This is a genomic window from Kiloniella sp. (genome assembly GCF_965205715.1).
In the GTDB taxonomy this organism is placed as follows: Bacteria; Pseudomonadota; Alphaproteobacteria; order Kiloniellales; family Kiloniellaceae; genus Kiloniella.
The window spans coordinates 657325-669720 of record NZ_CBDBHW010000014.1; the positions used below are offsets into that span (position 1 = coordinate 657325).

Below are 12396 nucleotides of genomic sequence, written 5' to 3' on the forward strand. Positions count from 1 at the left end.
AGATAATGCGTCAAAGCATCAAATTTGTACGGGATGGAAAAGCTGTTGAGCTCACGGATGTGGGACCAAACGAAACCCTGCTGGATTACCTACGTTTGCGTGAAGGATCCTGCGGCACAAAAGAAGGCTGTGGCGAAGGAGACTGTGGTGCCTGTACTGTAGCCGTTGGCAGCGTAAACAATGGGAAACTCGAATATCAAGCGGTAAACAGCTGTATTCAGTTGCTCGGCATGCTCGATGGTAAAGAGGTTATTACCGTTGATGACCTGTCAAAAGGCCAAGAGGGAATGCACCCGGTTCAAGATGCCATGCTCAAACACCATGGATCACAGTGCGGATTTTGTACTCCAGGTATCGTGATGTCTCTTTTTACGCTTTACCACGCTGAAAAAGCTGCTGATCGTAATTCTATCAATAACCAACTCGCTGGCAATCTGTGTCGCTGCACGGGTTATCGACCTATTATTGATGCCGCACTTGAAAGCTGTACCGGATCAGCCGAAGATCGTTTTGCAGAAAACCTTGAAGCGACAACCACCCTGCTTAACAATATTGACGATGGTGAAGATCTTTTTGTCGGGAATGAAATCAGTTTTTTTGCTGCACCTGCATCTATCAATTCCCTCGCCACGCTATACGAAACACATTCCGATGCCGTCATCGTTGCAGGGGCAACAGACGTTGGCTTGTGGATCACCAAACAACTCCGCGATTTGCCCAAAATCATTCACCTTGGCCGCGTTGAAGGGTTGGATCTTGTTGAAGACAAAGGCGATGAAATTGTCATTGGTGCCAGCGCGACCTATGCCCAAGCCATTGATAGCTTAGCTACAATTGACCCTGATGTTGCTGAAATTATCAGGCGGATTGGCTCTACCCAGGTTCGAGCTTCTGGAACCATCGGTGGTAACATTGCTAACGGCTCCCCTATTGGTGACAGTCCCCCACTTTTAATTGCCTTGGGTGCCAAACTCACCTTGCAAAAAGGGAATAAGATCAGAGAGATCGAATTGGAAGATTTCTTTGTTGATTATGGCAAACAGGATAGAGTTGCAGGTGAGTTTGTCTCTCAAGTACGCATTCCTAAGCTGGCCTCTAATCAAACTCTGCGTAGTTATAAAATTTCGAAACGCTTTGATCAGGATATCTCAGCCGCCCTCGCCGCCTTCCGGTTCAGCCATGAAAACGGCATTATTAGTGAGGCACGCGTAGCTTATGGCGGTATGGCAGCGACCCCCAAACGCGCCCCTGAAACGGAAAAGATGCTGATCGGCCTGAATTTAAACAATTTTGACGACTGGCAAAAGGCAGCCTCAGCCTTAGAGGTGGATTTTAAACCAATGTCAGATATGCGAGCTTCGGCAGAATACCGCATGGATGCTGCCAAGGGTCTGCTCATAAAGGCACTTCATGAGGCATCTGGTACCCCAACAACTAATACCCGTGTTATCGGTATCAGGGAGGCTGTGTAAAACGATGTTACGTAAATCTCCTGAAAAAGAAAATATGGCCACACAGGTTCAAACAGATACTGTTGGCAAATCTAACAAACACGATAGTGCCGAACGTCATATCAAAGGCAACGCTCTTTACATTGATGACATTCGCGAGCCCAAGGGGACTTTACACCTTGCACCCGGTTACGCTCAGGCCACAAGTGGTAAAATCAAATCACTAGATCTAACTGCTGTTAAATCTGCCCCTGGCGTTGTCGCCGTCTTAACCGCGGAAGACATTCCTGGCATAAATGACTGTAGCCCTGCGATGGGGGATGACATGATATTGGCGGATGGCCATATCCTGTTCCACGGTCAGGTGATCTTTGCGGTCGCTGCTGAAAGTCATCTCGAAGCACGTAAAGCTGTTAGACTAGCCAAGATCGAAATCGAAGAAACCAAACCTATGGTGACGGTCGAAGACGGTATAGAACAAGATGCGTCTGTACTGCCGCCCTACGAGTTTCTAAAAGGCTCTCCTGCTGAGGCCATTAACAAAGCCCCGCATAAAATTTCAGACAGCTTCCATATCGGTGGACAGGAACATTTCTACCTTGAAGGCCAGGTATCTATGGCTATTCCAGGTGATGAAGGCGAGATGCTGGTTCATTCATCCACTCAGCATCCAACAGAAATTCAACACACCGTGGCTAAGATGCTGGGTGTCAGTGATGCCTCTGTTGTTTGTGAATGCCGTCGGATGGGCGGTGCATTTGGTGGTAAAGAATCTCAGGCCGCACAGTGGTCAGCTCTTGCTGCCCTTGCTGCTCACGTCACCGGACGTCCGGCCAAGATGCGCCTTGATCGCGATGATGATATGATCATGACCGGTAAGCGTCATGACCAACGCTGTGACTGGCAAGTCGGTTTTGACGATCAGGGTAAACTTTCAGCTGTTGACGTTGAGTTCCTGTCGCGTTGTGGCTGTTCTGCAGATTTATCTCTTGGGGTGAATGACCGGACGATGTTCCACGCGGATAATTCCTACTATTATCCTGAGGCCCGGATTTTCTCCCGGCGAGTTAAAACCAACACGGTTTCCAATACAGCCTTCCGTGGTTTCGGTGGTCCCCAAGGCATGGTTTTTTCAGAACGCATGATGGACAGCATTGCCATTAAACTCGGCATGGATCCTCTGGATGTTCGCAAAGTCAACTTTTACGGTGAAGAAGGCCGCAATGTCACGCCTTTTGGCATGAAGGTGGAAGACAATATTCTCGAAGAACTTGTCGGAGAACTGGAGCAAACCAGTGACTATCGTAAACGCCGTGACGCCTTAAACGAATTTAACAAAACCAGCCCTTTCCTTAAAAAGGGTCTGGCCCTTAACCCAATTAAGTTTGGTATCTCCTTTACCCTCAAGCACCTCAACCAAGCTGGTGCGTTGGTCCATGTCTATACCGACGGTTCCGTTCAGGTAAACCACGGCGGCACTGAAATGGGTCAAGGCCTCTACACCAAAGTGGCACAGGTTGTCGCCGAAGAATTCGGTATTGATCTCGACGACGTAAAGATCACAGCGACGAAGACAGACAAGGTTCCAAACACCGCCCCAACGGCCGCATCATCTGGCTCAGACATGAACGGTATGGCAGCGAAATATGCTGCAGAAACGATTAAAGACCGTCTCATTGATCTGGCCGCCACAATTTATCAGGTAGATGCAAGAACGGTCACCTTTGCCAAGAACATGGTGCAAGTTGGTGATCAGGAAATTCCTTTTTCCGAGCTAACCAAGCAGGCATTTTTGCATCGGGTATCCCTGTCTTCTACGGGATACTATGCGACACCGAACATTACATGGGACCGCGAAACCAAAGACGGGCGTCCTTTCCTCTACTTTGCTTATGGCGCTTGTTGTGCTGAAGTAACCATCGACACCTTGACCGGGGAAATGACCGTCGATCGCATTGATATCCTTCACGATGTCGGTAAGTCCCTTAATCCCGCCATTGACATCGGCCAGATCGAAGGTGGTTTTGTTCAGGGCATGGGCTGGTTGACGACGGAAGAGCTGGTCTATGATGACCAAGGACGACTTAGAACCCATGCACCGTCGACTTATAAGATCCCGACAGCCTCGGATATACCTGAAGACTTCCGTGTAAATCTCTGGAATTCAACAGGAAACCGTGAAGAAACGATCTATAGATCAAAAGCCGTCGGTGAGCCCCCCGTTATGCTGGCGACAGCCGTGACATCAGCAATTACCAATGCCATCGCCAGCCTCAAACCAGGATCCGTTCCGCAAATTGATACCCCGGCGACCCCAGAAAACATCCTGCGTTCGGTCAAACAAATGCAGGCAGGTAACTAATCATGCAAACCTGGTCCCTCATTGCCAAACACCTGCGAGAAAACAGCTGTTGTGCCTTGGTGACTATGGTTGAAGTGCTGGGCTCAGCTCCGCGTGAAGCCGGAACCCACATGGTCATAAGACCGGATGGTGGATTTCATGGCACCATCGGCGGCGGTACTCTGGAATGGCGTGTGTTGGCTGATGCGCAAAAACTGATGCGCCACAGTGAGGCGCAACTGAGTTGGAAAAAACACGCCCTTGGCCCGGAACTGGGGCAATGCTGCGGTGGTGTCGTCAAACTTTCAATTGAGGTATTTGAGAAATCTCAATTGCCTGAAGTTCAGCTGCTAGCAGCACAAGAGAGTTTAGGCCCCTTTTCCACTATTGGGCATATAACTGCGAATAAAATTAATCGGATGATCGATCCCGATGTTTCGAATGATTTGACCCACGTTTCAATATCTTCTGATGGTCATTTATACGAAAGCTTTGGACAGAAAAAACGCAGTGTCTATCTTTTCGGGGCTGGGCACGTTGGTCGGGCGATGATGTTGAGCATGGCAAGCCTGGATTTTGATCTGACATGGATTGATTCACGCGAGAATGCCCTTCCCTCAATTGTACCGGGGAACGTGACCAAGGTCTTCACGCCTTCGCCCGTCAGCACACTTAGTAAGGCTCCGGATGGTGCCTTTGTTGTGATATTGACCCACAGTCATTCTCTCGATTTGGATCTGGTCAACGCGGCACTCTCTGAAGACAGATTTGGCTATGTTGGTGTTATCGGTTCAGCAACGAAAAAAGCCCGTTTCCGAAATCGGCTGAGAAATGCAGGTCTGGGAAGCGATACGATTGAAAAACTGGTCTGCCCTATTGGTATTGAGGGCATTAATTCAAAACACCCAGCCGCAATAGCAGCATCTGTAATTGCGGAACTATTGGTGCGGGATGAAGAACTCGTTTCAAAGCAACAACTTCCGGCATTAAAGATCGCCCAAGAACGGTAGCTGGATAAATAACACAAGAAAAACGAATTAAAACTAGTAAGTTAAAAACCGGAGAGTTAAAAACTTACAGAACAGGGAATAATAAGGCTAATGGAGGGCCTCACGTTGGGGAAAAATATATCCACAAAAGGTGGCACTGCGGCCTCGGCAGAGTATCTGCTTGAAGCGCGTGGTATCACCAAAATGTACGGTGACCTTGCCGCGAATGATGATGTTACCCTGAAGATTGCACCTGGCGAAATCCATGCTTTGCTCGGTGAAAATGGGGCCGGAAAATCCACTCTGGTAAAAATCATTTACGGGTCAATTCAGCCAACTGAAGGCGAACTCTACTGGCTCGGTGATAAAGTTAGTATCCCCAATCCTGCCGCGGCGCGTAACCTTGGCGTTGGCATGGTATTCCAACACTTTTCACTTTTCGAAGCTTTGAATGTTGCTGAAAACATCGCACTAGCCCTTCCCAAAGACACTGATATTAAAGATCTTTCCGAAAAGATTTCTGAAGTTTCTCAAGAATATGGCCTGCCTCTAGAACCAACTGCTCTGGTTGCAGATCTTTCTGTTGGCGAACGTCAACGGATTGAGATCGTGCGCTGTCTGCTGCAAGAACCGCGGTTGCTCATTATGGATGAGCCTACAGCCGTTCTGACGCCACAAGAAGCTGACCAGTTATTCCTCACTCTTGAGCGCCTCGCAAGCGAAGGCTGTGCGGTCCTTTATATTTCTCACAGACTGGATGAAGTCAAAAGACTTTGCCACGACGCGACAATCCTCCGTATGGGTAAAGTTGTGGGACACGTTGATCCTCAACAAGAAACCGCCGCTAGTCTTGCCCGGCTTATGGTTGGCGCGGATGTCCACGCTATTAACGCCAACCGCGAATATAACCCTGGTGAAACACTTCTAAAGCTCAATAATCTCTCTCAAGAAGCTGACGGGCCTTTTGGCGTTTCCCTACTCGACATCAATCTGGATGTTAAAGCTGGTGAAGTCGTGGCTATTGCTGGGGTTGCCGGGAACGGTCAGTCCGAACTGTTTGATGCTATTTCTGGCGAACGCATCGCCAATTCTGCCGCAACTATCCATATTGATGGGCGTGACAGTGGTTTGGATCATATAACAACACGGCGTAAAAACGGTGCAGGGTTTGTTCCTGAAGAACGCCTTGGCCATGGTGCGGTACCGGGGCTTTCTCTATCGGAAAATATTGTTCTTACCCGACATTCCGATGATGACGGCTTGGCAAAATCAGGTTTCCTTGACCGGGAAAGCGCGGTTGCCATCAACGAACGCATTACCCGCGATTATGATGTCCGTAAGGGTAAACCTGATCCTGAAGCTCGATCCCTTTCCGGCGGGAACTTGCAAAAATTTGTTGTTGGCCGAGAATTAGATCGCAAACCACGGGTTCTGGTTATCAATCAACCTACATGGGGGGTTGATGCCGGTGCAGCAGCCTTGATCCGTCAGGCCATGATTGATCTCTCGTTGGCTGGTTCTGCAGTTTTGGTTATTTCCCAGGATCTTGATGAGATTTTTGAAGTGGCCGATCGCATTGCCGTTATATCCCGTGGACAACTTTCTGATACCTATGCGTCCAGTGGTCTGTCACTTGAAAAAATTGGCTTGCTGATGGCTGGCGAACACGAAAAGAAAACCACCCGTCAAGACGAGAAGGTAAGCGCATGAAATTAGTCCTAGAAAAGCGTTCCGAACATTCGGAACTCATGACGCTTATGTCTCCAATATTGGCGATTGCTTTGACAGTGATCACCGGAGCCATAATCTTTGCAGTACAGGGTCTTAACCCCTTTTCCGCACTGTTTGTATATTTTATTGAACCGATAACGTCTCTATGGTCTATCGAGGAAGTGCTGGTTAAAGCAGCACCCCTCATTTTGATCGGTGCAGGTCTTTCTGTGTGTTATATGGCTAATGTCTGGAACATTGGTGCAGAAGGTCAGCTCACTATGGGGGCTCTCGCCGGATCTTTTGTACCGATCGTATTTTCTTCCTGGCAGTCGCCGCTCGCCTTAGTGATTATGCTTATTATGGGTGCCCTCGGCGGAGCAGCCTTTGCTGCTATTCCGGCTTTTTTGAAAAATCGATTTAATGCCAATGAAATCCTGACGTCACTGATGTTGGTATATATTGCCCAACTTATTCTCGACTGGGTTGTTCGTGGCCCATGGCGTGATCCCCAGGGCTTTAACTTCCCCCAATCCATTGCGTTTGAAGGTTGGCAGCTACTCCCCACTCTAGGAAGTGGACGTGTTCACATTGGTATTATTCTTGCCGTGATCACTGTCATTATCTTGACCGTGCTGATGAACAGAACTCTTAAAGGCTTTGAAATACTGGTCATCGGGAATGCACCACGTGCGGGGCGTTTCGCGGGGTTCTCTCGCAAAAAAATCGTTTGGTTTTGCCTCCTTCTTTCAGGTGGTCTTGCGGGTATTGCCGGTATCGGCGAAGTCGCAGGCCCCAGCGGTCAATTACAAACGAGTATATCTCCAGGTTATGGTTTCACCGCCATCATCGTCGCCTTCTTAGGTCGTTTAAATCCTATAGGAGTTCTTTTCGCCGGGATTATGCTGGCCATAACCTATATCGGTGGCGAGGCTGCGCAGATTTCTCTGGGTGTGTCCGATAAAACGGCGCAGGTATTCCAGGGCGTACTGCTCTTTTTTATTCTCGCTTGTGACACATTGATCCTCTATCGGATTAAAATGTTGAGCTCGACGAAACAACAACAATCAGTAGCGGCGGAGTAAGACCAATGGATGCAACACAAGCAATCATTCTCACGATTATCACCGCCTCAACACCCTTGTTGCTGGCAGCCATCGGCGAACTTGTCACTGAAAGATCAGGTGTTCTCAACCTTGGGGTTGAAGGTATGATGGTCATGGGGGCCGTCTGCGGATTTGCTGTGGCATATGAAACCGGATCTCCCCTACTTGGTATCATCGCTGGAGTTGCGGGTGGAATGGTAATGGCGCTGATATTTGCCTTCATGACGCAAACTCTGGCCACAAATCAAGTTGCCACAGGTTTAGCCCTTACCCTACTGGGGCTTGGATTATCCGGTTTGATCGGTGAAGCCTATGTTGGTCTTCCCGGCGTAAAACTTGGCCAAATTGATGTTCCCTTATTGACTTCAATACCGTTTATTGGTGCGATTATCTTTGGTCAGGACATTCTGGTATATACCTCTATCGCCCTTATTTTTGGAACGACATATGTTTTGTTTAAAACCAGAACAGGTTTGATCATTCGTTCTGTTGGCGACAACCACAATTCAGCTCACGCACTCGGATACAACGTCATTGCCGTACGGTATGCCTGTATATTATTTGGCGGCGCCTGTTCTGGTTTGGCCGGGGCTTATCTGTCCCTTGCCTACACACCACAGTGGATTGAAAATATGACTGCTGGTCGTGGCTGGATTGCCTTGGCACTGGTTGTCTTTTCAACCTGGCTACCTAAACGTTTGGCAATCGGGGCTTACCTCTTTGGTGCCGTCTGGATCATGGGCCTCTATGTACAGGCGCTCGGGTTCGGTATACCATCACAGTTCCTATCGTCTTTACCGTACCTTGTCACAATAATCGCTCTGGTTATTATCTCTGGAAACAAGACACTTACTCGTGTAAATACACCAGCCTGTATTGGTCAATCCTTTGTTCCGGATAGATAACTGGATTTAAACAAAGTTTCGTCCTGAGACCATACATTTTTAGACCCATTCGGGGAGGAATATCTAATGAATAAAATACTGGGAGCAATCGTCGTCATCGCATTGGTGGCAGCAGGCGCTTATTATTACCTCAACATGCAAAAGCCAGGCGGAGAACAAGTTGCTGGCGGCGATGCTGCTGAGAAACTTAAAGTTGGATTTGTTTACGTCGGTCCAGTCGGTGATCACGGTTGGTCTTATCAACACGACCAAGGTCGCCAAGAAGTTGAAAAAGCTTTTGGCGATAAAGTTGAAACCACCTACGTTGAAAATGTAGCCGAAGGCCCAGACGCTGAACGCGCGATTGAACGTATGGTGCGTGATGGATCCAAGTTGATATTTACAACGTCCTTTGGTTTTATGGAACCAACTCTTAAAGTTGCCAAACGCTTCCCGGATGTAAAGTTTGAACATGCAACAGGGTATAAACGTTCAGATAACGTTTCTACCTATTCTTCTCGGTTCTACGAAGGCCGCTACATCATCGGTCAGATTGCTGCCAAGCAATCCAAATCAGGTGTTGCAGGATATATAGCTTCTTTCCCAATTCCAGAAGTTGTGCGTGGTATCAATGCTTTTATGCTTGGTGCCCAGTCCATAAATCCTGATTTCAAACTTAAAGTTGTTTGGGTTAATTCCTGGTTTGACCCAGGTAAAGAAGCCGATGCTGCGAAGGTTCTTATTGGCCAGGGCGCCGATATCATCACTCAACACACTGATTCTACCGCCCCTCTTCAGATTGCTGGTGAGCAAGGCGTGCATGGTTTTGGTCAAGCATCAGACATGGCTGCTTTTGCACCTAAGGCACAGTACACATCAATTATCGACGACTGGGCTTCTTATTATATCAACCGTACTCAAGCAGCTCTTGATGGCACTTGGAAATCAGAAGACACCTGGGGTGGCCTCAATGAGAAAATGGTTGTGATGGCTGAGTATACAAACCTTCCTGATGATGTAAAAAAAGCTGCTCAGGAAACCGAGGCAAAAATCACATCTGGTGAATTACACCCCTTCCAAGGACCAATCACGAAACAAGATGGCACAGTTGCAGCTAAAGAAGGCGAGACCGTTGCTGTTGGAGAACTCCTAGGCATGAACTGGTACGTCCAAGGTGTTGATGATAAGTTGCCGAATTAAGGTTACTTAGGAAATACAGAAACTTTATCGATAGTAGGGTTTCGAAGAAAAGTTTGGGAAGAACACCAGCCTTAATAAAAATTGAGGCTGGTGCCCAATCGAAAAGATAGAATATAGCTCAGTACGGCGCGGGATTATGATTATCCCCCGGCTGACAACACCATAAAATGAGTTCTGTACCAAAAGTTTGTAACCGCGTCTGCCGGATCTTCCGGCGCGCCGAATAATCCAGCGTGTTAAGATAAGGCCCACGTCATGACCAATACCGATCAGCAAGCAGACAAAATCCTGCGCGGAGCCACCGTTAATTTCAAGGCGAACCCACGGGTAGCAGGGCAAGAAAACTCTGTCTCTTATGAGGCCAAGGGTGCTGTGGTTATCAGCACGTCAGGAAATATTATCTGGCAAGGTGCTTTTGCAAACCTTCCGATCGAATTCAAAGATCTGCCTTGCGATGATTATGATGACAAATTGATCCTGCCGGGCTTTATCGATCCACATATTCACTTTCCACAAAACCGTATCCTGGCCGCACCCGGTAAAGATCTGCTCGATTGGCTGAACCGGTTCACCTTCCCAGAAGAAGCCCGTTATTGTTCCGAAGAATACGCAGCTAAAGCTGCCGAGTTTTTCATTGATCGCCTGTTTGCTAATGGCACCACCTCGTCCCTCGCCTTCTGCTCCGTACACAAGACCTGTGCAGACACACTGTTTGCTGCTGCTGAAAAGCGCGGCATGGCGATGATCACGGGTAAAACCATGATGGACCGCCTCGCCCCTGACAACGTTTTGGACACGCCAGAGACAGCAGGCCGAGATTCTCAAGAATTGATCAACAAGTGGAATGGTAAAGGCCGATTGAAGTATGCGATCACACCTCGCTTTGCTGTGACGTCAACTGATGCACAGCTTCAGGTTACGGGCGACCTCTACAAAGATAACCCTGATTGCCTGATGCAAACCCATCTGTCTGAAAGTGCAGGCGAAATCGCAACGGTGCAAAAACAGTTCCCGTGGTCCAAGGATTACACGGACGTCTACGATCACTTTAATCTCCTTGGTGAAAATTCCTTCTTCGCCCACGGCATCCACTTGTCCGACCGCGAATGCACCCGCCTGTCAGAAAGTGGTTCCACTGTGGTTCACTGCCCAACATCGAACAACTTCTTAGGCTCTGGCCTGTTCGATATCGATCATCTCGGTAAATCAGAACGCCCGGTTGGCGTCGGCGTTGCCACAGACGTCGGCGGCGGCACCAGCTATTCCATGCTGCAAACTTTGGGTGAAGCCTACAAAGTTGCCATGCTTAAAGGCCGAAAGATTACTGCCTACGACGCGTTCTATCTCGCGACTCTCGGTAACGCTAAACAATTGAAACTCGACGGCGAAATCGGCAGTTTAGATGCAGGGAAATTCGCTGACATCGTTGTGCTGGATCCAAAGAGTACTCCCGTTCTGGCAAGCCGTCAGGAAGTATCAGAAAACCTCGAAGACGTCCTCTTCTCCCTCATGATTCTCGGTGATGACCGCGCGGTTTCAGCCACTTATGTGGCGGGTGAGAGAGTATATCAGGGATGATATGAGCTATATATAAACACTTTTAACATAAGCTACTTATAGATAGATACGCCAGTGGAAAAAATAAGCTGTATGAGATCAATCCCCTATTTGAGAGAAGGGATAGTATCCCTTCTCTCAAATTCTTTTCTTATTTTTTCTATAAGGTTTTAATATTTTATTATCATTTCTAGGCGGTGTATTTCGCCACTCCAACTCATGAAGATGAAGAATTTTAAAGTATTTAGGGTCTGGCGGTATAGGGCTACTAAGTACAGCATTAATAAACTCTTCTGGGGGGTTGTACTTATGCTTTTTAACATAGTGATAAATTATATTTGGAGAGGCATATATCATACCATTATCTGAAAAAACTCTAATTTCAGAACTACCCAAACAATAGCTAGTTCCATTTCGTTCCTCATTCACTATAAAAATGCTATCAGAACAAAGATCACAGCTGTGTAACCCCCTTGATCCTGCTACAGATACGGAACAAAGAGACCATAATCGATTTAGAAACTCTTCTGTTGGAGTTTCTTTTTGAAACTTTCGTCCATTTTCTAGCCAGCCAATATTCACCGTGTTTGGTCTATTATATTCTTGAAAGTAGGAATATTCAGATAAATCTTTGAAATATGTCATATATTTAATAGCCTTTTAAACAAGCTCCACTGTTACAAAATCCCCGCTTCATAGCCACGGTTCGCTTTCTTTTAATTCAAACCAAAGGCTTTCAAAGCATTCGACAGAAGCTGGTCTTGCCACTGATAATTTGCATCTGGCTGATACCGTGCTCAGTGCATATATCGCTAACAGATTGTCCCTTCAGCCCAGACAAAACAATCAGGCCCTTCATCTCACTCGTTCATTTACGTCTTTACATACTTCGGTCTCCCGGTCTCAAACTGCAAAAAGACTATCTTAATTTTAGCAAATTTCAAATCGGGTGCAGAATATCCTTTTTATGCTTTCAGTACGACTCAACACAAAATTCTTACATACCCAAAGATTGTTATGATTCTTCAGAGAAATACCAAGCCTGTACATATTACGTGATGACACTATAAAAGAGGCAAAAGGTGCAAAAATTGACGTTATCGCCTGATTTTCCCACAAGAGTTATCTGGGAAGAAACCCTACACAGGTTTATTTTTT

Annotated in this window: 9 protein-coding genes; 8 read left to right on the forward strand and 1 reads right to left on the reverse strand. The window is 47.3% G+C overall.

Annotation, left to right across the window (positions count from 1 at the left end):
• Positions 1-5 precede the first annotated feature (5 nt).
• The 8 genes from xdhA (at position 6) to guaD (ending at position 11259) form a co-directional block, all read left to right on the forward strand.
• Positions 6-1472 carry a xanthine dehydrogenase small subunit gene (gene xdhA, locus ACOGW3_RS19885; RefSeq protein ID WP_419904542.1) on the forward strand — a complete coding sequence of 489 codons (1467 nt, stop codon included), beginning with the start codon at positions 6-8 and terminating at the stop codon, positions 1470-1472.
• Positions 1473-1476: 4 nt separating this feature from the next.
• Positions 1477-3813, forward strand: a complete 2337-nt coding sequence (xdhB, locus tag ACOGW3_RS19890; RefSeq protein ID WP_419904543.1) for a xanthine dehydrogenase molybdopterin binding subunit — start codon at positions 1477-1479, stop codon at positions 3811-3813.
• Positions 3814-3815: 2 nt separating this feature from the next.
• Positions 3816-4802 carry a xanthine dehydrogenase accessory protein XdhC gene (gene xdhC / locus ACOGW3_RS19895; protein WP_419904544.1) on the forward strand — a complete coding sequence of 329 codons (987 nt, stop codon included), beginning with the start codon at positions 3816-3818 and terminating at the stop codon, positions 4800-4802.
• 90 nt (positions 4803-4892) lie between these two features.
• A complete protein-coding gene (locus ACOGW3_RS19900) occupies positions 4893-6491 on the forward strand; it encodes an ABC transporter ATP-binding protein (RefSeq protein ID WP_419904545.1) in 1599 nt (532 codons plus the stop codon).
• Positions 6488-7576: an ABC transporter permease gene (locus tag ACOGW3_RS19905; protein ID WP_419904546.1), complete on the forward strand. Its 1089-nt coding sequence runs from the start codon at positions 6488-6490 to the stop codon at positions 7574-7576. Before ACOGW3_RS19900 ends, ACOGW3_RS19905 begins: the two co-directional genes overlap by 4 nt.
• A gap of 5 nt (positions 7577-7581) precedes the next feature.
• Complete coding sequence (locus ACOGW3_RS19910; RefSeq protein ID WP_419904547.1) at positions 7582-8502, forward strand: ABC transporter permease; 921 nt, start codon at positions 7582-7584, stop codon at positions 8500-8502.
• Positions 8503-8568: 66 nt separating this feature from the next.
• The gene (locus tag ACOGW3_RS19915) at positions 8569-9681 is read left to right on the forward strand and encodes a BMP family ABC transporter substrate-binding protein (RefSeq protein ID WP_419904548.1); all 1113 of its coding nucleotides are present in this window, start codon (positions 8569-8571) and stop codon (positions 9679-9681) included.
• Positions 9682-9936: 255 nt separating this feature from the next.
• On the forward strand, positions 9937-11259 hold the full coding sequence (gene guaD, locus ACOGW3_RS19920) for a guanine deaminase (protein WP_419904549.1): 1323 nt from the start codon (positions 9937-9939) through the stop codon (positions 11257-11259).
• A gap of 117 nt (positions 11260-11376) precedes the next feature.
• On the opposite strand, the gene ACOGW3_RS19925 is transcribed toward guaD, so the two are convergent.
• Positions 11377-11883, reverse strand: coding sequence for a hypothetical protein (locus ACOGW3_RS19925; protein WP_419904550.1), 507 nt, complete (start codon positions 11881-11883; stop codon positions 11377-11379).
• Positions 11884-12396: the final 513 nt, after the last annotated feature.

Bases quoted from the DNA above. Each gene is read 5' to 3' on its own strand.
- xdhA (WP_419904542.1), top strand. From the start codon at position 6: ATGCGTCAAAGCATCAAATTTGTACGGGATGGAAAAGCTGTTGAGCTC.
- xdhB (WP_419904543.1), top strand. From the start codon at position 1,477: ATGTTACGTAAATCTCCTGAAAAAGAAAATATGGCCACACAGGTTCAA.
- xdhC (WP_419904544.1), top strand. From the start codon at position 3,816: ATGCAAACCTGGTCCCTCATTGCCAAACACCTGCGAGAAAACAGCTGT.
- ACOGW3_RS19900 (WP_419904545.1), top strand. From the start codon at position 4,893: ATGGAGGGCCTCACGTTGGGGAAAAATATATCCACAAAAGGTGGCACT.
- ACOGW3_RS19905 (WP_419904546.1), top strand. From the start codon at position 6,488: ATGAAATTAGTCCTAGAAAAGCGTTCCGAACATTCGGAACTCATGACG.
- ACOGW3_RS19910 (WP_419904547.1), top strand. From the start codon at position 7,582: ATGGATGCAACACAAGCAATCATTCTCACGATTATCACCGCCTCAACA.
- ACOGW3_RS19915 (WP_419904548.1), top strand. From the start codon at position 8,569: ATGAATAAAATACTGGGAGCAATCGTCGTCATCGCATTGGTGGCAGCA.
- guaD (WP_419904549.1), top strand. From the start codon at position 9,937: ATGACCAATACCGATCAGCAAGCAGACAAAATCCTGCGCGGAGCCACC.
- ACOGW3_RS19925 (WP_419904550.1), bottom strand. From the start codon at position 11,883: ATGACATATTTCAAAGATTTATCTGAATATTCCTACTTTCAAGAATAT.